General features: G+C 67.8%; 21 protein-coding genes. 12 read left to right on the top strand and 9 right to left on the bottom strand.

The genetic code is table 11. The annotated features are described in order from the left end of the window. Nucleotides 1–77 precede the first annotated feature (77 nt). Together AC1RSK_RS04795 and AC1RSK_RS04790 are read left to right on the top strand one after the other, a co-directional pair. The gene (locus AC1RSK_RS04795) at nt 78–2,216 is read left to right on the top strand and encodes a prolyl oligopeptidase family serine peptidase (protein WP_492906023.1); all 2,139 of its coding nucleotides are present in this window, start codon (nt 78–80) and stop codon (nt 2,214–2,216) included. 49 nt (nt 2,217–2,265) lie between these two features. Next, a complete protein-coding gene (locus tag AC1RSK_RS04790) occupies nt 2,266–4,359 on the top strand; it encodes a prolyl oligopeptidase family serine peptidase (protein ID WP_492906021.1) in 2,094 nt (697 codons plus the stop codon). 86 nt (nt 4,360–4,445) lie between these two features. Here AC1RSK_RS04790 and AC1RSK_RS04785 read toward each other — a convergent pair whose 3' ends face one another. Continuing rightward, complete coding sequence (locus AC1RSK_RS04785) at nt 4,446–6,710, bottom strand: TonB-dependent receptor plug domain-containing protein (protein WP_492906019.1); 2,265 nt, start codon at nt 6,708–6,710, stop codon at nt 4,446–4,448. Between the two features lie 94 nt (nt 6,711–6,804). On the opposite strand from AC1RSK_RS04785, the gene AC1RSK_RS04780 reads away from it, so the two are divergent. Continuing rightward, nucleotides 6,805–7,905 carry a phytase gene (locus tag AC1RSK_RS04780; RefSeq protein ID WP_492906017.1) on the top strand — a complete coding sequence of 367 codons (1,101 nt, stop codon included), beginning with the start codon at nt 6,805–6,807 and terminating at the stop codon, nt 7,903–7,905. 195 nt (nt 7,906–8,100) lie between these two features. Here the strand turns inward: AC1RSK_RS04780 and AC1RSK_RS04775 are convergent, their stop codons facing one another. The 4 genes from AC1RSK_RS04775 to AC1RSK_RS04760 form a co-directional block, all read right to left on the bottom strand. Continuing rightward, a complete protein-coding gene (locus tag AC1RSK_RS04775; protein ID WP_492906015.1) occupies nt 8,101–8,424 on the bottom strand; it encodes a DUF2218 domain-containing protein in 324 nt (107 codons plus the stop codon). After that, nucleotides 8,424–8,966: a PadR family transcriptional regulator gene (locus tag AC1RSK_RS04770; protein WP_492906461.1), complete on the bottom strand. Its 543-nt coding sequence runs from the start codon at nt 8,964–8,966 to the stop codon at nt 8,424–8,426. Before AC1RSK_RS04770 ends, AC1RSK_RS04775 begins: the two co-directional genes overlap by 1 nt. A 301-nt stretch (nt 8,967–9,267) precedes the next feature. Further along, nucleotides 9,268–10,662, bottom strand: coding sequence for a M20/M25/M40 family metallo-hydrolase (locus AC1RSK_RS04765; protein WP_492906013.1), 1,395 nt, complete (start codon nt 10,660–10,662; stop codon nt 9,268–9,270). Nucleotides 10,663–10,871: 209 nt separating this feature from the next. Beyond that, nucleotides 10,872–11,768: a hydrogen peroxide-inducible genes activator gene (locus AC1RSK_RS04760; protein WP_492906012.1), complete on the bottom strand. Its 897-nt coding sequence runs from the start codon at nt 11,766–11,768 to the stop codon at nt 10,872–10,874. Nucleotides 11,769–11,920: 152 nt separating this feature from the next. Between AC1RSK_RS04760 and AC1RSK_RS04755 the strand changes: the two genes are divergently transcribed. After that, nucleotides 11,921–12,484, top strand: coding sequence for a peroxiredoxin (locus tag AC1RSK_RS04755; protein WP_492906010.1), 564 nt, complete (start codon nt 11,921–11,923; stop codon nt 12,482–12,484). Nucleotides 12,485–12,618: 134 nt separating this feature from the next. Beyond that, on the top strand, nt 12,619–13,155 hold the full coding sequence (ahpD, locus tag AC1RSK_RS04750; protein WP_492906008.1) for an alkylhydroperoxidase, AhpD family: 537 nt from the start codon (nt 12,619–12,621) through the stop codon (nt 13,153–13,155). A 203-nt stretch (nt 13,156–13,358) separates the two neighbouring features. Here the strand turns inward: ahpD and AC1RSK_RS04745 are convergent, their stop codons facing one another. After that, a complete protein-coding gene (locus AC1RSK_RS04745; RefSeq protein ID WP_492906006.1) occupies nt 13,359–13,883 on the bottom strand; it encodes an SRPBCC family protein in 525 nt (174 codons plus the stop codon). Between the two features lie 50 nt (nt 13,884–13,933). Next, the gene (locus AC1RSK_RS04740; protein WP_492906004.1) at nt 13,934–14,785 is read right to left on the bottom strand and encodes a glutamate racemase; all 852 of its coding nucleotides are present in this window, start codon (nt 14,783–14,785) and stop codon (nt 13,934–13,936) included. 106 nt (nt 14,786–14,891) lie between these two features. On the opposite strand from AC1RSK_RS04740, the gene AC1RSK_RS04735 reads away from it, so the two are divergent. From AC1RSK_RS04735 to AC1RSK_RS04725, 3 genes are all read left to right on the top strand, one after another. Then, on the top strand, nt 14,892–15,275 hold the full coding sequence (locus AC1RSK_RS04735) for a BlaI/MecI/CopY family transcriptional regulator (RefSeq protein ID WP_492906002.1): 384 nt from the start codon (nt 14,892–14,894) through the stop codon (nt 15,273–15,275). Then, nucleotides 15,265–16,161, top strand: a complete 897-nt coding sequence (locus AC1RSK_RS04730; RefSeq protein ID WP_492906000.1) for a M56 family metallopeptidase — start codon at nt 15,265–15,267, stop codon at nt 16,159–16,161. Before AC1RSK_RS04735 ends, AC1RSK_RS04730 begins: the two co-directional genes overlap by 11 nt. Before the next feature lie 116 nt (nt 16,162–16,277). After that, nucleotides 16,278–18,398, top strand: coding sequence for a M3 family metallopeptidase (locus tag AC1RSK_RS04725; protein ID WP_492905998.1), 2,121 nt, complete (start codon nt 16,278–16,280; stop codon nt 18,396–18,398). Nucleotides 18,399–18,605: 207 nt separating this feature from the next. On the opposite strand, the gene AC1RSK_RS04720 is transcribed toward AC1RSK_RS04725, so the two are convergent. Then, the gene (locus AC1RSK_RS04720; protein WP_492905996.1) at nt 18,606–19,196 is read right to left on the bottom strand and encodes a hypothetical protein; all 591 of its coding nucleotides are present in this window, start codon (nt 19,194–19,196) and stop codon (nt 18,606–18,608) included. A 112-nt stretch (nt 19,197–19,308) separates the two neighbouring features. Between AC1RSK_RS04720 and AC1RSK_RS04715 the strand changes: the two genes are divergently transcribed. From AC1RSK_RS04715 to AC1RSK_RS04705, 3 genes are all read left to right on the top strand, one after another. Next, nucleotides 19,309–19,701, top strand: coding sequence for a VOC family protein (locus AC1RSK_RS04715; RefSeq protein ID WP_492905994.1), 393 nt, complete (start codon nt 19,309–19,311; stop codon nt 19,699–19,701). Nucleotides 19,702–19,830: 129 nt separating this feature from the next. After that, nucleotides 19,831–20,271 (top strand): hypothetical protein, encoded by a 441-nt coding sequence (locus tag AC1RSK_RS04710; protein ID WP_492905992.1) that lies wholly within the window; start codon nt 19,831–19,833, stop codon nt 20,269–20,271. Between the two features lie 2 nt (nt 20,272–20,273). After that, nucleotides 20,274–20,753 carry a CYTH domain-containing protein gene (locus AC1RSK_RS04705; protein WP_492905990.1) on the top strand — a complete coding sequence of 160 codons (480 nt, stop codon included), beginning with the start codon at nt 20,274–20,276 and terminating at the stop codon, nt 20,751–20,753. A gap of 5 nt (nt 20,754–20,758) precedes the next feature. On the opposite strand, the gene AC1RSK_RS04700 is transcribed toward AC1RSK_RS04705, so the two are convergent. Next, the gene (locus AC1RSK_RS04700) at nt 20,759–21,373 is read right to left on the bottom strand and encodes a hypothetical protein (protein ID WP_492905988.1); all 615 of its coding nucleotides are present in this window, start codon (nt 21,371–21,373) and stop codon (nt 20,759–20,761) included. 309 nt (nt 21,374–21,682) lie between these two features. On the opposite strand from AC1RSK_RS04700, the gene ffh reads away from it, so the two are divergent. Further along, nucleotides 21,683–23,212 carry a signal recognition particle protein gene (gene ffh, locus AC1RSK_RS04695; RefSeq protein ID WP_492905986.1) on the top strand — a complete coding sequence of 510 codons (1,530 nt, stop codon included), beginning with the start codon at nt 21,683–21,685 and terminating at the stop codon, nt 23,210–23,212. Nucleotides 23,213–23,229: the final 17 nt, after the last annotated feature.

Raw genomic sequence — 23,229 nt, 5'->3', positions numbered from 1 at the left:
TTGAGGAGAGGAAATCGCCGCCTTGCTCCCGCCACGCGGGCGCCTATGCTCCGGCGGTTCAAGTTTCGGGGAAATCCATGCGTCCCATCCGCTTCGCAGCCGCGCTCGCCGGCCTTTCCCTGTTCATCGCGGCGGCGGCCGTCGCCCAGACGGCCGATCCCTTCCAGTGGCTGGAGGAGGTCGAGGGGGCCAAGGCGCTCGATTGGGTGAAGGCGGAGAACGCCAAGTCCGAGCCGGTGCTGATCGGCGACAAGCGCTACGCGACCCTGCATGACGAGGCCCTGGCCGTGCTGTCGGCCAAGGACCGGATCCCGAAGCCGGAGTTCATCGGCGAGGCGGTCTACAATTTCTGGCAGGACGCCGAGCATGTGCGTGGCATCTGGCGGCGCACGACGCTGGAGAGCTTCCGGAGCGCCGAGCCGCAGTGGGAGACGGTGCTCGACCTCGACGCCCTGAGCGCCGCCGAGCATGCCAACTGGGTCTGGAAGGAAGCCACCTGTCGCTCGCCAGGCTACGACCGCTGCCTGGTGCGGCTGTCGAACGGCGGCAAGGACGCGGTCGAGGTGCGGGAATTCGACCTCAAGGCCAAACGCTTCGTGGCCGGCGGCTTCCGCCTGCCCGAGGGCAAACAGAACGTCGAGTGGCTGGACGACGACCGCCTGATCCTGACCCGCGACTGGGGTCCGGGCAGCCTGACCGAGAGTGGCTACGGCCGGATCATCAAGGTGCTGGGCCGCGGCCAGCCGCTGGAGGCGGCCAAAACGGTGTTCGAGGGCGCGACCCACCACGTCAGCGTCTCGCCGGACGTGGTCAAGGACGCCAAGGGCAATAAGCTCGTCCTGATCGGGCTCAACCTCGACTTCTTCAACACCGCCTGGTTCCAGCTCGACGACCAGCTCCGCACCCAGCGCATCATGCTGCCGACCCGGTCGAACGTGCATGGCATGGTGAACGGCCGGCTGATCGTCTCCATCCAGCAGGACTGGACCTGGAAGGGCTATGCCTACAAGGCCGGCTCGCTCCTGGCCGTCGACGTGCCCGGCATGACGGCCAACCAGTTCGCGCCGCTACCGCGCAACCGCAATCCGCCGCAGAGGCCCATCGCCCAGGTGGTGTTCGAGCCCAAGGACCGCATCGCGCTCGACCGCGACCAGATCGGCGTCACCGACAACCGCGTCGTGGCGGTGCTGTACAACAACGTGCGCGGCTCGCTCGTCAGCTTCAACCAGACCCAGGGGGTGTGGCTGATGCAGCGCTACCTGGGGGCCGACAACGCCGCCATCGGCCTGGTCTCGACCGCCGACAAGGGCGACGACGTCTTCTACACCGAGGAGACCTTCCTCACCCCGACCAAGCTGATGCTCGGGGTCGGGGCGACGCCGATGGCCCGGCCGGTGAAACTGCTGCCGCCGAAGTTCAAGGCCGACGACCTGATGGTCGAGCAGCGCCAGGCGATTTCGAAGGACGGCACGGCCATCCCCTACTTCCTGGTGCGCCGCAAGGACCTGGCGATGAACGGCCAGGCCCCGACCCTGCTGCACGCCTACGGCGGTTTCCAGCTGTCGAAGCTGCCGGTCTATGACCCGGTGGTTGGCAAGCTGTGGCTGGAGCGCGGCGGCGTCTATGTGGTCGCCAACATCCGCGGCGGCGGCGAGTTCGGACCGGCCTGGCACGAGGCGGCGCTGAAGGCCAACCGACAACGGGCCTATGACGACTATTTCGCGGTCGCCGAGGCCCTGATCAAGGACGGCGTCACCAGCCCCCGGCGCCTGGGCGCCTACGGCCGCTCGAACGGCGGTCTGTTGATGGGCGTGGCCATGACCCAGCGGCCGGACCTGTGGAACGCCGTGGTGGTGGAAAGCCCGCTGCTCGACATGCTGCGCTATCACAGGCTGCCGGCCGGGGCCTCGTGGATCGGCGAGTATGGCGATCCGGAAAAGCCCGAGGAAGCCGCCTGGATCGCGGCCTACAGCCCGTACCAGAACCTGAAACCCAGGGTGAAATATCCGCTGGCCTACATCACCACCTCGACCAAGGACGACCGGGTCCACCCCGGCCACGCCCGCAAGTTCGCGGCCAAACTGCAGAGCCTGGGCCAGCCCTATCTCTACTACGAGAACCTCGACGGGGGTCACGCCAACGGCGCCGACCCCAAGGCCAACGCCAAGCGCTGGGCCATGCACTATGTCTACCTGTCACGCCAATTGATGGATTGAATGGACTGAAGCGTTGAAACACCTGTTCCTCACTGCCGCGGTAGCCGCCTTGACCCTGTCCTCCATTCCCGTCGCCAACGCCCAGCCATCGGCGGGCGGCCCCTCCGCGACCCAGGCCGATCCCTTCCAATGGCTGGAGGACGTCGAGGGCGAGAAGGCGCTGGGCTGGGCCCGGGCGCAGAACGCCCGCTCGCTGCCGGTGCTGCAAGGCGACCCGCGCTACCAGGGCCTGTTCGACGAGGCGCTGAAGATCGTCACCGCCCAGGACCGCATCCCCCTGGCCGGGTTCGCCGGCAAGGGCGACGCCCAGTTGCGCAACTTCTGGCAGGACAAGGAGCATGTGCGCGGCGTCTGGCGGCGCACGACCCTGGACAGCTACCGCACCGCGACGCCGGACTGGGAAACCATCCTCGACCTCGACGCCCTGTCGACGGCCGAGGGCAAGAACTGGGTGTGGAAGGGCTCCAACTGCCTGCCGCCGGATGACCGCTACTGCCTGGTCTCGCTGTCGGACGGCGGCAAGGACGCGGTGACGGTCCGCGAGTTCGACACCGTCAGCAAGACCTTCGTCGAGGGCGGTTTCGTGGCCCCCGAGGGCAAGCAGAACATCAGCTGGCTCGACAAGGACACCCTGATGATCGCCCGCGACTGGGGTCCGGGCACGATGACCAAGTCGAGCTACCCCTTCGTGCTGAAACTGTGGAAGCGCGGCCAGCCGATCGAGCAGGCTGTCGAGATGTTCCGCGGGACCGAGGACGACATCTCGGTCAGCGGCTACGCCCTGCGCGATCCCGAGGGCCGGATCGAAGCGGTGTTCATCAACCGCGCGGTCAGCTTCTTCGAGGCCGAGACCTACGCCTGGGCAGGCGGCAAGGCGACCCGCCTGCCCTTCCCGCTGAAGTCGTCGGTGCAGGCCCTTGTCGACGGCAGGCTGGCCTTCTCCGTCGAGGAGGACTGGGCCGCCCAGGGCCTGAAGCAGGGCGACTTGGCCGCCTTTGACCTGAAGGCCCTGCTGGCCGATCCGGCGGGGGCCAAGGCCGAACTGATCCTGCGGCCGACGGCGCGCCAATCGATCGAGACGGTGACCTCGACGGCCCACACCCTGGTGGTCGAGCTGACCGACAACGTCACCGGCGCCATCTACGCCTACCGGCCCGGCAAGGCCGGCTGGACGAAGCAGAAGCTGGACCTGCCGGCCAATTCCTCTCTCGGCATCGCCTCGGTCGGCGCCCAGGGCGACCAAGTGCTGACGACGGTCGACAACTTCCTCAACCCCAAGACCCTGTGGCTGGCCGACGGCGCGGCCAAGCCGGCCCAGATCAAGGCCGCCCCGGCCAAGTTCGACGCCAGCGACATGGTGACCGAGCAGTATGAGGCGACCAGCAAGGACGGGACCAAGGTCCCCTACTTCGTGGTCCACAAGAAGGACATCAAGCTGGATGGGTCCAACCCCACCCTGCTGTACGCCTACGGCGGCTTCCAGGTGTCGATGAACCCCGCCTACTCGGGGACCATCGGCAAGCTGTGGCTGGAGCGTGGCGGCGTCTATGTGCTGGCCAACATCCGCGGCGGCGGCGAGTTCGGGCCGGCCTGGCACCAGGCGGGCCTGAAGGAGAACCGCCAGCGGGTCTTTGACGACTTCTTCGCGGTGTCCGAGGACCTGGTCTCCAGGAAGATCACTTCGCCCCGGCGGCTGGGGATCATGGGCGGCTCGAACGGCGGCCTGCTGATGGGCGTGGCCTTGACGCAGCGGCCGGACCTCTACAACGCCGTGGTCATCCAGGTGCCGCTGCTGGACATGCAGCGCTACACGGTCATGGGCGGGGCCGGCGCCAGCTGGGCCGGCGAGTACGGCGACGGCACGGACCCCAAAGACTGGGCCTTCATCGGCAAGTACAGCCCCTACCAGAATATACGGATCGGTATGAAATATCCGGAGGTCTACATCGAGACCTCGACCAAGGACGACCGCGTCGCCCCCGGCCACGCCCGCAAGGCCGCCGCCAAGCTGGAGTCGCTGGGCTATCCGGTCCTCTACTACGAGAACATCGACGGCGGCCACGCGGCCAGCGCCAACCTCAACGAGACGGCGATGCGGGTGGCGCTGGAGTACAGCTATCTGTCGCGGCGGCTGATGGACTGACGCTCCAAGGCGAACTCACAAAGAAAGACCCCGCCTGGCAGACCAGGCGGGGTCAGGGGATTCACACTCTGGGGAGGGAGTGAATTCTAGAAGGCGTACCGCGCCACGATCTGGAACACCGGACCGGCGCGCTCGGTTTCGATTTCGTACTCGTCATAAGTGCGGCTGGCCTGGTCGTCGAGGTCGCCGAACTTGTGGAACACCTCGTCCTTGGAGCTGTCGAGCAGGTTCTGGCCGGTCAGACGCAGGACGAAGTTCTTGCCGAACCGCTTCTCGACAAAGACTTCCAGGTCACTGCCATAGGAGGTGTGGACCTCTTCCAGCTCCAGTCGGCCGAAGGCGTCGCCCTGCTTGCGGTAGGTCGCGCCGAAAGCGGCCCCCCAGCTGGGCAGGTCCTGGATGAAGCCGATGTTGTAGACGTAGCCTGACTGGTCGTTGAACTTCCGCTCGCCGGCGAAGTCGGTGATCTCGCTGTCCAGCCAGCTGTAGTTGAAGAAGACGCCAGTGTTGTCCAAGCCCATGAAGGTCAGCGGGGTGGAGAGATCGAACTCAATGCCCCAGACTTGGCCGTCGCCGACGTTGGCGACGGTGTAGAGGTCGGCGGCCAGATCATTGGGGTTGACGCCAGTGTTGATGACCGCGATCAGGTCGGTGACGTCACGATAGAAGACGTTGACGCCAACGACGCCGCGGCGACCGATGCGATGCTCGTAGCCAGCGTCTAGACCCCAGGCCGTTTCAGGATCCAGGTTCGGGTTGCCGATGAAGTCCTTGTCATCGCCGAACTCGTCGTTCAGTTCGATCGGCTGTAGTTGATCGAACTTCGGCCGACGGACCGTCCGGGCGGCCGACAGGTTGATCCGGCCGGCCTCACCGACCTTGATCCGCAGGTTGGCCGACGGCAGCAGCAGTTCGTAGGACTTGTCGGTGACCCGATCGGCCGGATCGACGTCATCGCTGTCGTCGGTGATGGTGACGTCGGTGGTCTCGTAACGCAGACCCGCCTCCCAGCGGACCACGTCGCCCTTGCCGGAGAGCATCACGAAGGGGTCGAGCCGGGTTTCCTCGATGTTGACGTCGCCGGTCCCCTGGGGGGTGTAGACCGGGGTTGGCGTCGGGAAGGTGGTGGTGCGGAAGCGCTGTTCGACAACGAGGTTGTCGCGCTCCTTGTCATTGTACTGGAGGCCAAAGGCCAGCTCGACCGGGCCGAAGGCGCGGCTGTGTTCGTAGCCGGCGGAGAACTCGCGGTCCTCGAGGTCGGTCCGGACCTCATCGCGGGTGAAGCGGTCGGCGTCGGGATAGGGGATCGGGACGCCTTCGCGGCGGTATTCGATCTCTTCCTCGAACTCGAACTGGTCGTCGATGATGGCCGCATAGCCGAGCCGGAACTTGTTCTTGCCGCCCAGGAAGTCGCGCTCATACTTGGCGGCCAGGGTGTAGTTGTCGGTCAGGATGTCGAGATCGTTGTCATTGACGGTGTTGATGTTGACGTCAGTCCGGATCCCATTGACGTACTCGATCGAGTCCTCGTCCTGCAGGCGGTCGGTGCGGACCCAGAAGCCGCTCAGCTCAAGCTCGCCGCCGGCCAACGGGGTCTCGTAGGAGAAGTTGGCCGAGTAGTCGGTGCCGTCACGCACATCGGTCTGGACCTCGATGTTGTTCAGCGTACCGCCCGGCGCGCTGAAACGCTTGGACAGCTTTTCTTTCGGGCTGCGGCGGCCCTGAGCGCCGAGCCCAAACAGCAGCCGACCTGGGCCCACCTGGCCGCCCCAGACCAGGCCGGCCGAACCGGCCCACTTGCCGTCGTCATAATAGGCTCCGCCGCCGCGAACATAGCCGCCGTCGAGGCTGTAGGCGTCGCGAAGCACGATGTTCAGGGAACCGGCGACAGCGTCGCCGCTGCGGTTCGCTGACGGGGCGCGGACGATCTCGATGCGCTCGACCAGCTCGGCCGGGATGCGGTCGACGAAGAAGCTGCGGTCGGCATTGGCGCCGGGCACCCGCTCGCCGTTGATCAGGATCTGGGTGTAGCCCGGGTCGAGGCCGCGCAGGCGGGCGCCGTCGCTCTCCAGCACGTCGGACAGGAAGGTGACGCTGGGGATGCGCTTCATGGCGTCGCCGGCCGAGACCGGCTCGAAGCGCTGGAAGTACTCCTGATCATAGACCAGGACCGGGGCGGTGGTGTCGGTGCGATCACGGAAGGTGACGCCGGGGTTGATCACCAGTTCCTCGACGGTGGCCGGCGCCTCGGGCTCGGCCGTGGCGATGGCGACTTCATCAGCGGCCCAGGCTTGCGCGGCGAAAGCGAGCGGCGCGAGGGCCGTCAGTGCAAAGAGTTTGGTTCTGGTCATCGGTTGCCCCTCGTGTGACAGCGCGGTTGACGGGAGATCGCGCTCGTGATCAGCACGCGGCGGACTTAGTTTTGACAGCAGAGAGACGCCAGTGATGTTTGTTCGACGGTTTTGCTACAGTTCCGTGACGGCGATCCTGGCCTCTGCTCTTCTCTGTGCTTGCACAACGACTGATCCGGAGGCGGTGTCGGACTCCGGAAAACTGACGATCGGCGTCGGAACCCCTGTTCTGTCGTCGAAAGAGACGCAATCGGTGGCCACAAGGTCGGCCGACGCCGCCGACGACCCGGAAATCTGGGCCGATCCGCGCGATCCATCGCGGGTTGTGATCTTCGGGACGGACAAGCAGGCCGGGCTCTATACCTACGACCTGGAGGGCCGGATCACCGGCTTCATCCCGGACGGCAAACTCAACAACGTCGACCTGCGTGGCGGATTCGCCACGGCCAAAGGCGAGCGGGTGCTCGTCGCCGCGTCGGATCGCGGCCGCATGGGGGCGGCGCTGTATCTGATGGATCCCGATTCGCTGACGGTCGAGCCCTGGGGCGTCGCGCCGCTCGACCTGGCCGAGCCCTACGGCCTGTGCATGGGCCGGCGGGCGGGCGGTTTCCTGGTCATCGTCAACGGCACGGACGGCCAGGTGCGGCAGGTGCGCATCGAGGCCGGGCCGGACGGCGCCTTCAAGGCGACCGAGGAGAAGCGCTTCGGGGTCAGCAGCCAGACCGAGGGCTGCGTCGTCGATGACGAAAAGGGCGTGCTGTACCTGGGCGAAGAGAACAAGGGCGTCTGGCGCTTCGACCTCGATCCGGCGGCCACGCAAGGGACGCTGATCGCGGCGGCCCCGTCGGCGATGCTGACGCCCGATGTCGAGGGCCTGACGCTGCTCCGCGAGGGCGCCGTGACCTGGCTGATCGCCTCCAGCCAGGGTGACAGCAGCTTCGCGGTCTGGCGGGTGGACGGCGCGGAGCCGGTGTTCAAGGGCCGGTTCTCCGCCGTCGGCGGCAATGGCGTCGACCCGGTGACGGGCACGGACGGCGTTGCCGGACTGGGTGGCGTGGTCGGGCCGTATGGCGAGGGCCTGGTGGTGGTCCAGGACGACGTCGACAGCGACGGCGAAGGCCAGTCCGCCGCCCGCGCCCGCCAGAACTTCAAGCTGATCGACTGGCGCGCGGTGAAGGCGGCGCTGGGGTTGTAGTCTAGCTCTCCGCCCCCGAGAGGGGGCGGAGGACGGTTCGGAGCGTGAGCGACGGACCAGGAGGCGGGGCAGCGCCGGTGGTTGGGGTTGTCGTTCTGAACCGGCGGAGGAGACCCCCTCGGTTTGGCTCGCTTGCAGCGCTCGCCAAATCCACTCCCCCGCCAAGCGGGGGAGAGCGAGACGCCGCTTTCTCGATTAGGCCCGCATCCGGCTCACATCGATGGCCCCCGCCGGCCAGGCGCGGGTCCAGCCGAACGTGACTTCCCCCTCCCGGAAGGCGAAGCGGGCCAGGTGGCTGGCGATGACGTCTTCCAGCTTGGTCAGGCCCTCCGGCGTCTCGGCCGTGGCGGTGATGGCCAGGCCCTCGGCGTCGGCGCGCATCACGCAGCGGCCGATGGGCAGGTCGATCTCGCAGTCGGCCTCGCCGAGCAGCACCGGGAACTTGTGGCTCCAGTGCTTGCCCAGCTGGCTCATGTAGCGGACCGCCCTGTCGGTGGTCAGGCGGGCGTGGCTGTCCATCAGGCGCGCTCCACAGCCGCCGCCGCCGCGTCCAGGGCGTCGCAGATCGCGGCGATCTGTTCCTTGGTCAGCGACTGGCCGGTCAGTTTCAGGCGAAGGGCGGTCTTGAGGTTCTCGCGGGCCCGCAGGATCTGCGGGGAGAAGATGGCGCTGGCCTGGGCGGCCTGCGCCATGCGGTCGAAGATGCCGGCCACCTGGCCCTCGTTGGCGGCCAGTTGGGCCTCGCCCTCGGGGGTGATGCTGTAGCGCTTCTTGCCGCCCTGGGCTTCGGCGACGATCAGGCCGGTCTCTTCCAGCAGGGTCAGGGTCGGGTAGACCACGCCCGGGCTGGGGGTATAGGCGCCGCCGGCGTTTTCCTCGACGGCCTTGATCAGCTCGTAGCCGTGACGCGGGGTCTCGGCGATCAGCTTGAGCAGCACGAAGCGCAGGTCGCCGTGGTCAAAGAACCGGCCGGGCCGACGCCAGCCGTGGTGGGCGCCGCCGTGGCGGCCGTGATGGCCGAAGGGGCCGCGGTGATGGGTGTGGCGGTGAAAGCCGAACATGCGATGCATTGAAATGAGTCCTATTGCGATATGTCTGACATGCGATGCTATTTCGATATGTCGGATTTTAGATATATCGGAAATGTGGGGTTCGCAAGAGGTATTTAGATATATCTGTTTCCCACCCTCAACACCCGTCATCCTAGGGTCGGTGGTGCCTAGGACCCACGTGTCCGCCGCACTCACGGCGGGGTGGAGGCGCGGCCGCGCCTCCATGGCAGAAGTTCGCGGCGGCTGAGCCGTGGGTCCTAGGCACCACCGACCCTAGGATGACGGCCGTTGGGGTGGTTGGAACGGCGCCCTACTCCGCCCCCGCCAGCGCCTTGATCAGCAGGTAGAAGTGGTCCAGGCCGTCGTCGAACTGCGCCACGGGCAGGCGTTCGTTGTTGCCGTGGATGTTGTAGTCGACGCCCTGTGACAGGAAGAGGCCGCCGACGCCGAGGGTCGGGATGCCGGCGCTACGGAAGTAGAGGCCGTCGGTGGCCCCCGCCTCCATGTAGGGGATGGCGACGACGCCCGGCGAGCGGACGGCCAGCACCTTGGCCAGGGCCACGCGCAGCTCCTCCGGCGGCACCGAGACGTCGCTCTCGACCGGTTCGCCGGTGATCTTGATCTCCAGCTTGTCGTTGCCGGCCACCTTCAGCAGCGTGTCGCGGACCTGCGCGATCGTCTGGCCGGGGAAGATTCGGCAGTTGATGGTGGCGGTCGCCGCCACCGGCAGGGCGTTCTCGGCATGGCCGCCGCGCAGCATGGTGGCCACGCAGGTGGTGCGCAGCTCGTTGCTGACCCAAGACTTGTCGAGCTCGGCGATGGCGCCCTTGTCGTGCGGATTGGCGGCGAAGCGGGCCATGGCCTTGCCCAGCTCGCCGTCCAGGCTGGGGGCGGTCAGGCGGAAGCTTTCCAGGGTGACCGGGTTCCAGCGCGCCTCGAACTTATAGGCGGCGATGTTCCGCAGCGCGGCGGCCAGGTCGTAGATGGCGTTGTCCGGGCGCGGGGCCGAGGAGTGGCCGCCGGTGTTGTGGGCGGTCAGTTCGTAGGTGGCGTAGGTCTTCTCGGCCACCTGCAGGGCGTAGCTGGCCTTCTCATTGCCGCCGCCCCGGAAGCCACCGCCGGCGTCGGAGTTGATGGCGTAGGCGGCGCCCTTCAGCTTGCCGGCCAGCAGGATGGCGGTCTTGCCGGTGGTCTCCTCGTCGCCGGTGAAGGCCAGGATCAGGTCGCGGTCGGGGACGAAGCCCTCGCGGCGCAGGCGCATGAAGGCCTGGGTGATGGTCAGCACGCCATACTTGTTGTCGACCACGCCGCGGCCGAAGAAGGTCCCGTCCTGCTCGGTGAGGACATAGGGGTCGCGGCCGCCCCAGTCTTCCTTGCTGGCGGCGACGACGTCCATGTGGGCCATCAGCACGACCGGCGGCTTGGTCGAGCCGGCCTTGCCGGGATAGCGGACGATCAGGCCGGCGGTCTCGCCGAGCGGCACGATCTGCATCTCGCCGTCCTTGAAGCCGGCGGTCTTCAGCTCGCCGACCAGGTATTTGGCCAGGGCCGGAACCTGGCCCCTGCCCTCCTGGGTCGGGAAGGCGATGATCTTTGAAAACAGGGTACGGGCCTCGGCCTTGACCTCGGGCGAGGGTTCGGCGGCGTGAACCGATGAGCCTATGAGCGCGAACATCGCCGCAACGGCTACTAAGACTCTGTGCATCGAAATCCCCAGCTGACGGACAGACGGTATCGCGTGCGGATTTCCACCGCCATGCATGCCTATCTAAAATTCCGATCACCCCGACGAAAGTCGGGGCCCAGCTGGCAAACCAGAGGACAGGCCGGCGCTGATCAGCGCCACGCTCAGCGCCGTCAGCGGACACTGGGCCCCGACTTTCGTCGGGGTGATCGGATATTGGGGGATGTAGATCAGGCATCCCGCAGCGTCTCCGCCAGCAGGCGTCCGTCGCGCGCCCGGCTGGAGCCGGCCCGCCAGGCGACGACCACCTCGCGGCTGGGATGGTCGGCCTTCAGCGGCCGCACGGTGACCGGCGCCTGGCCGGTCAGCCCCGCCTCCACCGCCATGGCCGGCACGAAGGAAACACCCAGGCCCGAGCCAACCATCTGCACCAGGGTCGGCAGGGAGGTGGCGGCGAAGGCTTCCTCCTCGCCGTGCCGGGCCGGGGGGCCGAGGCCACAGGCGGCCAGCACATGGTCGCGCAGGCAGTGCCCGTCCTCGAGCAGGATCAGCTCGTCGCCGTCCAGCGAGGCGGGGCTGATGCTGGCCTGGCTGGCCATGGCGTGGCCGGTCGGCACGGCGGCCAGCAGTTCGTCGTCGACGACATGGGCCCAGTCGAGGCCAGCCATATCGTAGGGCAGCGCGATCAGGGCGGCGTCGAGGGCGCCCGACTTCAGGGCGGTGATCAGGCGGCTGGTCAGGTCCTCGCGCAGGAAGAGGCGCAGCTTGGGGAAGCGGGCCCGCATGACCGGCAGCGCCTTGGGCAGCAGGAAGGGGGCGATGGTCGGGATGACGCCAAGCCGGAACCGCCCGGCCAGCGGCAGGCCGGCGCTCTGGCTGGCCTGCACCAGATCCTCGGCCCCGGCCAGCAGGTCGCGGGCCCGGCGCGCGGCCTCCTCGCCGGCGGCGGTGAGGATGACGCCGCTGCGGGCGCGATCGACCACCGGGGCGCCGATGATCCGCTCCAGCTCGGCGATGCCGGCCGACAGGGTGGGCTGGGTGACGTGGGCGGCCTCGGCGGCGCGGCTGAAGCTGCCGTGCTCGGCGAGGAGCTTGAGATACTGCAGCTGGCGCAGGGTGGGGAGCATGAGGCGATCATAGAGACGATCTATGCCGCCGGCAAAAACTATCGATTGGCTAATGGGTGAGTCGCCGCTTATCTGGCCCCTGTCGCCGCGACGCTCCCCTGTCCGGCGGCTTCACCTGTCTCGATCATTTTTCCAAGCGCGAGGGATACGCAATGCTGGGTGTTGGCCAGAAACTGCCTGAGTTCAAAGTCGTCGGCGTGAAGCCGAAGTTCAACCGTCACGAAGAGAACGGCGAGAGCGCGTTCGAGGCCGTGACCAACGAAAGCTTCCCGGGCAAGTGGAAGGTCATCTTCTTCTACCCGAAGGATTTCACCTTCGTCTGCCCGACCGAAATCGCCGAGTTCGCCCGCCTGAACCGCGAGTTCGAAGACCGTGACACCGTCGTCCTCGGCGGCTCGACCGACAACGAGCACAGCAAGCTGGGCTGGCGCCGGGAGCACCCGGACCTCAACAGCCTGCCGATGTGGAACTTCGCCGACAACGGCGGCAAGTTCGCCCGCGAACTGGGCGTGCTCGACGAGGAAGAGGGCGTCGCCCAGCGCGCCACCTTCGTGGTCGACCCGCACAACGTCGTGCAGCACGTCTACGTCACCAACCTGAACGTCGGCCGCGCGCCGGCCGACACCCTGCGGGTGCTCGACGCCCTGCAGACCGACGAGCTGTGCCCGTGCAACCGCGCGGTCGGCGGCGACGTGCTGAGCCTGGCCGCCGAGTAGGCAGCCACAAGATCCAGCGGGTCCACCGTCCCTCCCCGGACCCGCTGGCGCCGGGGCTCCCCTGCCCCGTTTCCTCCCCCCAGCGGGCGGGGGAGACCCCGGCCCCCTTTTTCCCCTTTGAACGGACCCAACCGATGTCGATCGACACCGTGCGCGACGCGCTGCCCGCCTATGCCAAGGACCTGAGCCTCAACCTCTCGTCGCTGTCGGCCGAGACCCTGCTGAGCGAACAGCAGAAGTGGGGCGCCTTCGTCGCCTCCGCCCATGCGGTGGGCCAGCCGGTGGTGGTGAAGGGCCTGGAAGCGGCCGCCCGCGCCGCCGGCCTCAGCGAAGAGGCCCTGACCGCCGCCAAGGCCGCGGCCGCCATCATGGGCATGAACAACGTCTACTACCGGTCCCTGCACCTGATGAAGAACAAGGAATACGGCACCCTGCCGGCCAAGCTGCGCATGAACGTCCTGGCCAACCCGGGCGTCGACAAGGTCGACTTCGAGCTGTGGTCGACGGCGGTGTCGGCCATCAACGGTTGCGGCATGTGCCTGGACGCGCATGAGGCGGAGCTGAAGAAGCACGGGGTTCCGAACACGGCCGTGCAGGCGGCGCTGCGGATCGCGGCGGTGGTCAATGCGGTGAGCCGGGTGATCGCGGGCGAGGCGGCCGCGGCGGCTTAAGAGTTCGCGCCCTCCCTCCCCTTTATGGGGAGGGACAGCGGGGCGCAGCCCCGCAGGGTGGGGAACTCGCGTTCAAGCGCTGGCCTGTCCGAACTTGGCATTCCAAGACCACGAACTCTGGGTGGGCTGCATCCGACTTCCCCACCCTGACGGCTTCGCCGTCGGTCCCTCCCCATAAAGGGGAGGGAGGACCGCGCCCCGTCTCAGCTCGGCTTGCCGGTCTCGATATACGCCTTCAGCCGCGTCAGCTGCCCGGCGATCACCCCGTCAATCCCCGGCGCGGCCTGCAGCTGGCCGGCGCTGAAGCCGCTGGCCTTGTAGCGCAGGACCACCGTCGTCTTGCCACCCTCGGCCGGCTTCAACTCGAAGGTCATCGCCGTGGCGACGCCCCAGTCCTGCATCGGACCCAGCGGGGCCGACAGCCGCACATACTTGCCCGGCATGGCCAGGACCACCTCGCCATGCTTGACCCCGCCGCCGGGCAGGCTTTCGCAGAAGCAGCCGCCGGGCTTCAGCTCCAGGGTCATCTTGCCGCCGTAGCTGTGGGCCGGGTCCCACCAGGAGCCGATCTGGCCGATGGCCTCGTAGACCTTGTCCGGCGCGCCGGCCACGACGACGCTGCTCTCCAGTTCCAGCCGCCCCTCGGCGGCGGACTTGACGGCGGCCGAAGCCGTCCCGGCTGTGCCGACAAGCGCCGCCGCCAACGCGGCCGCCAACAGAATGCGCATGATCCCCTCCGATCGAACGGCGGTCACCTAAACCCGTCTTGAACGATCAATCAAGCCGCTTCGAAGTCGAGCGGCGCGCCCCAGAAGCCCTGCACCAGGCCGTTCTGCCGGCCGGGCGTCCCGGTGGTCAGGAAGCGGCGATGACCCGAACTGCCCGGGTCCAGTTCCGGGTGGCGGTCGAGATAGAGGGCCAGCGCATCGGCCGTCGCCCCGGGCTGGTGGATCAACGGCGTGCCGGGCGGCAGGGCGGCGCGGAACAGGTCGGCGACCATCTCGTAGTGGGTGCAGCCGAGGATGGCGCGGTCGGGGAAGCGGCCGATGCGGCGCTTCAAGGCCTGCACATGGCCCTCGACCTCCTTGGCCAGCTCGACCGGCCCGGCCCCGTCCTCGATCATCCGGGCCAGGTTCGGGCAGGGTTCGGAGAAGACCGCCAGGTCCTGCTTGCGCTTGTCGATCTCGATCTCGAACACGCGGCTGCTGGCCGTACCCGGCGTTGAAAACACCCCGAGGACGTCGAGCTTCTCGATCTTGTCGCCGCGCCGTTCGGCCTCGTGTTCCCAGGGCAGGCCCGTGGCCGCCTCGATGGTCGGCACGATGATGCCCAGCACGTTGAGCGCCCGCCCCGTCTCCTTGCGGTAGCCCGGGAGCCAGGTCTGCTGCAGGCGGCGAAGCGCGATGGCGCTGGCGGTGTTGCAGGCCAGCACGACCAGCGACGCGCCGGCCTCGAACAGCCGGATGCAGCCGGCCCGGGTCAGGTCGACCACCTCCTCGCCGGGCCGCCCGCCGTAGGGGGCGTTGGCCTGGTCGGCCAGGTAGATGAAGTTCGCGTGCGGGAGCCGCTCCACCAGGGTGCGGTGCACGGTCAGTCCTCCGACGCCGGAGTCGAATACGCCTATCGCCATGACCTGCGGTGTAGGCCCACGCGCCATGCTTGGGAAGCGGGCCCGCTCTCGGTTGACGGTCATAAATTCATGTTGACGTCGTGCATTACCGGCGTAATCTCATGGCATGGCCAGAGAACCCGTCCAGATCACCAGCGCCGAAAGCCAGGTCATGGAGGCGCTGTGGCGCACCGGACCCTGCACCGCCGACGAGCTGGTCGCCGAGGTCAAGCAGGCGCAGGACTGGGGCGACGCCACGGTCAAGACGCTGATCAACCGCCTGCTGAAGAAGTCGGTCATCCAGTCCGAACGGGCCGGCGGCCGCCACCAGTACCGGCCCCTGGTGCAGCGCGAGGACTACATCACCTCCGAGAGCCAGGGCCTGCTGGACCGCCTGTTCGACGGCGAGCTGGCCCCGCTGATTTCCCACTTCGCCGAGCACCGCAAGCTGAGCCCGCAGGAAGTGTCCCGGCTGAAGGCGCTGATCGAGGAGATGGGCGATGATCAGTGACCTGCTGATCTCCCTGGCCAAACTGAACATCGCCGTCGCGGCGGCCGTGCTCGTCGTCATGGCCCTGCGCCAGCCGTTGCTGCGCCTGTTCGGAGCCCAGTCGGTCTACGCCGCCTGGCTGATCGTGCCGATGGCGGCCAGCGCCAGCCTGCTGCCGGCCCTGCGCAGCGTGCCGCTGGAAGAGGCCGCCGTCCCGGAGGTCGCCGCCCTGATCGAGGGCCAGCCCTGGCTGTCGGGTCTGGCCATCGCCGCCTGGCTGATCGGCGCCGTGGTCCTGGCCCTGCGGCTGGCCGCCGGCCAGCGCCGCTTCATGCGCAAGGCCGCCCGTGGTCAGGCCGGTCCGGCCATCATCGGCGTCATCGACCCGCGCCTGATCCTGCCGGCCGACTTCGCCGAGCGCTTCAGCCCCGAGGAACAACGGCTGATCCGCGCCCACGAACGGGTGCACATGGACCGCGACGACCCGCGCGCCAACGCCGTGCTGGCCGCCATCCAGTGCCTGTTCTGGTTCAACCCCCTGGTCCACCTGGCCGCCAGCCGCATCCGGCTGGACCAGGAGCTGAGCTGCGACGCCGTCGTCGTGGCCCGCTATCCCAAGGAGCGCCGCCGCTACGCCCACGCCATGCTGAAGACCAGCCTGGCCGACCAGGCCCTGCCGATCGGCTGCTACTGGCCCGCCTCGGCGAAGCATCCGCTGGAGGCCCGCATTGCCCTGCTCAAGGCCCCGGCCCCGACCAGCGCCCGCCAGCTGATGGGCTTCAGCCTGGTCGCCGCCGTCGCCCTGCTGACCGCCGCCGCCGCCTGGAGCGCCCAGCCGCCCCGCGCCGAGGCGCCCGCCCCGCCGCCGGCTCCCCGGCCGGTGATGGATCTGATGATCCTCAGATAGCGTCCTTCTCCCGCTTGTCGGGAGAAGGATCCCGTTAGGTTACAGCCCGTTCATGTGACCTCGCCGACCGCATGCCCTAGGGTCTCGCCACAATGTGACCCTGGAGCTCCATGCCCGTGCAACGCAGAACCTTCCTCGCCGCATCGACCGCGGCCGTCGCGGCCGCCGCCGTCCGTCCCGCCTTCGCCTTCCAGGCCGACAATCCGGTCGTCGCCCCCTTCAAGGGCCCCTACGGCGGCGTGCCCTTCTTCGACAAGGTCAAGGTCGCCGACTTCAAGCCGGGCCTCGAAGCCGCCATGGCCGAGAACGACGCCCAGATCGCCGCCATCGTGAACAACAAGGCCGCCCCGACCTTCGAGACGGTGATCGCGCCGCTCGAGGACGCCGGCCGGGCCCTGGGCCGCGCCTACCGCTACTATGGCGTCTGGAGCTCCAACCTCAGCACGCCGGAGTTCCAGGCGGTCGAGGCCGAGATGGACCCCAAGCTGTCGGTCTATCAGGACAAGATCAACCAGAACGCCCCCCTCTTCGCCAAGGTCGAGGCGGTCTACAACTCGCCTGACAAGGCCAAGCTGACGCCCGAGCAGCAGCGGGTCACCTGGGTCTGGTACGACGGCTTCGTGCGCTCCGGCGCCAAGCTCGGCCCCGACGCCAAGAAGCGCGTCGCCGGCATCAACGAGGAACTGGCCGGCCTCTACACCCAGTTCAACAAGAACCTGCTGGCCGACGAGAGCACCTACATCGAGCTTTCCGACGCCGATCTCGTGGGCCTGCCCGCCTCGCTGGTCGACGGGGCCCGCGCCTCGGCCAAGGCCAAGGGGCTTGAGGGCAAGGCGGTCATCGTCAACACCCGCTCCAGCGTCGATCCCTACCTGACCTATTCGCCGGTGCGCGCCACCCGCGAGAAGGTCTGGCGCGCCTTCGTCGGCCGCGGCGACACCGGCGGCGCCACCGACAACAACGCCATCATCACCAAGATCCTCAAGCTGCGCGTCGAGCGGGCCAAGCTGCTGGGCTACAAGACCCACGCCCACTGGCGGCTCGAGAACGCCATGGCCAAGACCCCCGAGCGGGCCATGGAGCTGATGGAGGCCGTCTGGACGCCGGCCGTGGCCGCCGTGAAGCGCGACGTCGCCGACATGCAGGCCATCATCGACGCCGAGAAGGGCGGCTTCAAGCTGGCCCCCTGGGACTACCGCTTCTACGCCGAGAAGGTCCGCAAGGCGAAGTACGACCTCGATCTGAACGAGGTGAAGCCCTACCTCGAGCTCAACAACATGCGCGAGGCGATGTTCTTCGCGGCCGGCAAGCTGCATGGCTTCGAATTCAAGCCGGTGACCGGCATCCCGGTCTTCCATCCCGACGTGAAGGTCTGGGAAGTGACCCGCAAGGGTGAGCACGTCGGCCTGTGGTACTTCGATCCCTTCGCCCGCGAGGGCAAGCGCTCGGGCGCCTGGATGACCGACTACCGCACCCAGGAGACCTTCAAGGGCAAGATCACCACCCTGGTCAGCAACAACTGCAACTACATCCAGGCCGGCGAAGGCAAGCCGGTGCTGATCAGCTGGGACGACGCCGAGACCATGTTCCACGAGTTCGGCCACGCCATCCACGGCCTGTGCTCGAACGTGGTCTATCCGACCGTCTCGGGCACCAACGTCGCCCGCGACTACGTCGAGTTCCCCAGCCAGCTGAACGAGAAGTGGCTGACCACGCCGGAGGTGATGGAAAAGTACATCATCCACTACGAAACCAAGCAGCCGATCCCGCAGGCCCTGGTCGACAAGATCGACGCGGCCTCGAAGTTCAACCAGGGCTTCATCACCGTCGAGTACCTGGCCAGCGCCCTGATCGACATGAAGCTGCACCTGGCCGGCGACGTGACCATCGATCCGGACAAGTTCGAGCGCGAGGAACTGGCCAAACTCGGCATGCCCGAGGAGATCGTCATGCGTCACCGCACGCCGCAGTTCGGGCACGTCTTCTCGAGCGACGGCTACTCGGCCGGCTACTACAGCTACCTGTGGTCCGACACCCTGACCGCCGACTGCTGGGAAGCCTTCGTCGAGGCCGGCAGCGCCTACGACCGGCCGACCGCCGACCGGCTGTATGCGACCATCATGAGCCAGGGCAACCGCAAGGACCCGGCCCAGCAGTACCGCGACTTCCGCGGCCGCGACCCGGCCATCGGGGCGCTGATGCGCAGCCGCGGCTTCCCGGAGCCGGGCAAGGCCTAGAGGCCTAGAACGACAGGGCCGTTCCGGACCCAGACAATTCCTCCTCCGGGACGCGAAGCGTCACGGGGAGGGAGCAGCGCCGGCCCCTGCCGATGAATCGCGTTCTGGAGCGGGAGCAACGACAGCGTTCAGGATCAACCCGATCCGCCGGCGCTGCCCCCTCCACCACCGCCGCTAAGTCGCGGCGGCGGTCCCCCTCCCCCGCCGCTACGCGTCGGAGGAGGAACTGGCCGCCTTCCGCCCCAGCAGCCAGGCCGCCACCGCACCCGCGACGGTGTAGCCGACGAAGGTCGTCACACCCGTGGCCAGCGAGAAGTCCATCGGATAGCCGTACCAGATGGCGTTGCTGCCGTTGGTCGTCACCGCCGCCGCCAGGCCGACGGCGGTCGCCGAGAGCAGCCGCGTGGTGAACGAGCCGGCGATCTTGGCCAGCACAAAGGCCAGCAACAGGCCCTGCAGGATCTCGATCAGGGCCTCGCTGATCAGGTAGGGGCCCATGTCCATCGCCCGACCCGGCGGATGATAGATGACGATGCCGGACGGGCTGGTTTTGGTCGCTTCCATCAACGCCGCGCGGGCGGCCTCGTCCTCATGCGGGTTGAGCCCTTCGCCGACGCCCGGAAAGCTGTAGAGCCCCGCCTTCTGGCCGGCGTCGGCCCGCAGCGCCGCCGGCGCGGCCGAAGCCTCCGGAAGCTGGTTGATGCCGATATGGCCCAGCGGCAGGACCGTGTGCGCCAGCGACGACCAGACGAACATGGCGAGGCCAGCCAGCAGGCCCGCCAGCAGAATTCTTCCCATGATCTCCTCCCCGAGATGATTGCCCAAAAATCGATTGAGCGAACGATGCTATGCTTAACGAAGAGCAGCGTCGACCCTTGCCCGGCCGGCCCCACGCGACCATCTGGACGCCATGCGCATCACCGGCATCGACCACCTCGTCCTGCGGGCCCATGACCAGCAGAAGCTCGTCGACTTCTACACCGGCGTGCTCGGCCTCACCGTCGAGAAGCGGCAGGACGCCATCGGCCTGGTGCAGCTGCGGGCCGGCTCCAGCCTGATCGACATCGTCTCGGTGGACGGCCGGCTGGGCCGCATGGGCGGCGCGGGCCCCGGCGAAGAGGGCCGCAACCTCGACCACGTCTGCCTCAACGTCGCCGGCTTCGACCTGGAGACCGTCAAGGCGCACCTGGAGGCCCACGGCGTCGAGGTCGGCGAGGAAGGCCTGCGCTACGGCTCCGGCGGCGAGGGCCTCAGCCTCTATCTCAAGGATCCGGAAGGCAACGGTCTCGAACTTCGCGGCTAGTCGTTCTCCCGGTTGACGGTAAGCTCACGACGCCACGATGGTGGGCTGATCCAGAGGGGGACAACGATGCGAGGATGGGTTTCGGCGCTGGTGGCCGCGGGGGCGCTCGCGGCTGTTGGGGCGCCGGCTGTGGCCGCGCCGTTGCGGATCGAAGCGACCGACGGGCGCTGCGGCTTCAGCGTCAACAACGGCACGATCGGCACGGGCAACCGCTGCAACAAGGCGACGGTCTCCCAGGACGCCAAGACCGGTGACATCACCCTGCGGCTGGATTTTCCCGATGACCTGTCGGTGGAACTGACCGGAGCGGGGATGCAGGTCAACAGCACCTGGATCATGATGGGGGTCGGCCGGATGGCCTGGACCAATCCCGGCGCCACGCCGCAGCAGGACCTGAGCAATCCCGCCGACTCGCCGCGCGACCAGCTCATCGGCCAATGCGCCATCTCCCTGCAGGAGGAGGGTCAGCGGATCTGGGAGATCTACTGCGTTCTCAAGACCGCCATCGGCGACGTGAAGGTGGACTACAAGGTCCCCAAGATCGAGGACAAGGCCAAGGCCGAGGACTGAGCATGAGCGCCGCCCACCGCGAGATCGAGCGCAAGTTCCTGGTGTTGCACGACGGCTGGCGGGCCCAGGTCATCGGCGAGCCGGTGGTCATGCGCGCCGGCTATGTCAGCCGCCGCAAGGAGGCTTCTATCCGGGTGCGCTTCGAGGGCGAGGCGGCGGTGCTGACCCTCAAGGGCCGGGCCATCGATCCTGAGGGCCGCGAACGGCCGGAGTTCAACATCCCCATCCCCGCCGACCAGGGCGCCGCCATCCTGGAGAGTGGCATGGTCGATGGCGGGGTGATCAGAAAGACCCGCCACACCGTGCAGGTGGGCGCGAGCCTGTTCGAGGTCGACGAATTCGAACACCCCCGCCCCGGCCTGGTGCTGGCCGAGATCGAACTGCCCTCGGCCGACGCCGACTTCGAACAGCCGGACTGGCTGGGCGAGGAGGTCACGGCCGACAGCCGCTATTCCAACGCGGCAATCGCGGGCGAGGCCTGATCCCGCTAGTCGTTCCGCTCAGGCGCACAGCGACGATCCATGTCGAACCAACCGCAGGCGTAGTCCAGCACGGCCTGCTGCAGCAGGGCGGCGATGGCGTCGTTGGGGTGGTTTTCGCCGCAGAAGCCGTCCAGCCAGGTCTGCTTTCCGCCAACCCGCCGCTCGCTGACATAGCCCGGGCCGTCCGTGCAGACGATCAACTCCGTCACCGGCCCGCCCGGCTCCGACACAAACCCACCGGTCCTCGGCTCGTCCCGCGCCAGTTCGGCGTCGATGCGTCGGGTCAGCGTCTCGTAGTCCTCGATGGGCATCGAAAAGCGGACCCGACCGGCCTCGTTCCCCTTGCTGCGGCTGGTCCACAGAAACCTCGCCTCGCCCACCGCCCATTTCGCATCGGCACGATGGAGTTCGATGACCCAGCTCCTGCCGCCAAGCGCAGGCGTGCTGCTCATCCGGATCACGTCGTCGCCGAGGGACGCCAGCGGCGGGGACCTGGTCCAGGCCAGGATATTGAATCTGCCGTGGTCAAACGGACCAACGCCGGTGTCCGCCCGGGCCGCCGGCGACAACAGCACGACCATCGCTGCCACGGCGGCCCGTGCCCAATGGGATTTTCGCATTCCGCCTCTCCACGACCCCGCCGACTATCGCCCCGCCTCACGAGGACGGGCAATGGGCTGCTTCCTTGACCTGAGCGCCCCTTTCGCCCATAAGCGCGCCCTTCCGGCGCAATCTGCCAGCGCCCTCCCCCATCACGACCCCGGTTCCTATATCGGACGAGGATGGAGAGGACCCCCGTCGACGCGATCGTCCACGGGGGCTGGCTTCGTTGTGCGGTTCAGATCGTAGCGAGCAGGCGCAGCCTGATCGTGGTCCGATCTGAACAAAGGAAATGGTAGGTCCGCCTTGGCGGACCGGTGGAGTTTTGAATGTTTGAAGGCCTTACAGAACGGCTGAGCGGTGTTTTCGACCGCCTGTCCGGACGCGGCGTCCTCAGCGAGAAGGACGTCGATGAAGCGCTGCGCGAGGTCCGCGTGGCGCTGCTGGAGGCCGACGTCGCCCTGCCGGTGGTCAAGGACTTCATCGCCAAGGCCCGTGAGGAAGCCACCGGCGAGGCGGTGATCCGCTCGATCCGTCCCGCCGACCAGGTGGTCAAGATCGTCTACGACGGCCTGGTCGAGATGCTCGGCGGCGAAGAGCCCGTCGGCCTGAACATCGCCATCAACCCGCCCAGCGTCATCCTGATGAGCGGCCTGCAGGGCTCGGGTAAGACCACCACCTCGGCCAAGCTGGCCCTGCGCCTGTCGAAGACGGACCGCAAGAAGGTCCTGATGGCCTCGCTGGACACCCGCCGTCCGGCCGCCATGGAACAGCTGGCCACGCTGGGCAAGCAGGTCGAGGTCGACACCCTGCCGATCGTGGCCGGCCAGTCGGCGACCGACATCGCCAAGCGCGCCATGAGCGCCGCCAAGCTGGGCGGCTACGACATCCTCATCCTCGACACCGCCGGCCGCACGACGCTGGACGAGTCGATGATGGCCGAGGCGGCCGAGATCGCCCGCATCGCCTCCCCGGCCGAGACCCTGCTGGTCGCCGACAGCCTGACCGGCCAGGACGCGGTGCGCACCGCCAAGGCCTTCCACGAACGCCTGCCGCTGACCGGCCTGATCCTGACCCGCGCCGACGGCGACGGGCGCGGCGGCGCGGCCCTCTCCATGCGGGCCGTCACCGGCCTGCCGATCAAGTTCCTGGGGGCCGGCGAAAAGGTCGAGGCCCTCGACGTCTTCGACGCCCGCCGCGTGGCCGGCCGCATCCTCGGCCAGGGCGACATCGTCTCTCTGGTCGAAAAGGCCGCCGCCGACTTCGACCAGGCCAAGTCCGAGGCCATGGCCCGCAAGCTGGCCAAGGGCCAGTTCGACCTGGACATGCTGTCGGACCAACTGTCGCAGATGCAGAAGATGGGCGGCATGGAAGGCCTGATGGGCATGCTGCCGGGCGTCCAGAAGATGAAGGGCCAGATCGCCGAGGCCGGCCTCAACGACAAGTCGATCAAGCGCCAGCAGGCGATCATCAGCTCGATGACCAAGACCGAGCGCAAGAAGCCCGACATCCTGGCCGCCTCGCGCAAGCGCCGCATCGCCGCCGGCTCCGGCGTCGACGTCGCCGAGGTCAACCGCCTCCTGAAGCAGCACCGTCAGATGGCCGACGCCTTCAAGATGATGAGCAAGAGCGGCGGCAAGGGCTTCGCCAAGATGGCCGCCATGCTCGGCGGCGGCGGTGGCGGCATGGACCGCCTGAAGAACCTCGGCGGCGGCAAGATGCCCGAGCCCAGCACGGCCGAACTCGAACAACAGCTGAAGGGCCTGCCCGGCATGGGCGGACCCGGCGGCGGTTTACCCAACCTGCCCGGCCTTCCTGGCCTGGGCGCCTCGTCTTTCAACCCGTTCAAGAAAAACTGAACCAACTCCAAGGACTA

The sequence above is a fragment of the Caulobacter sp. GW821-FHT11A05 genome, assembly GCF_058809015.1.
The sequence above is the reverse complement of the archived record's forward strand: the minus strand, read 5'-3'. Positions and strand labels throughout refer to the sequence as shown.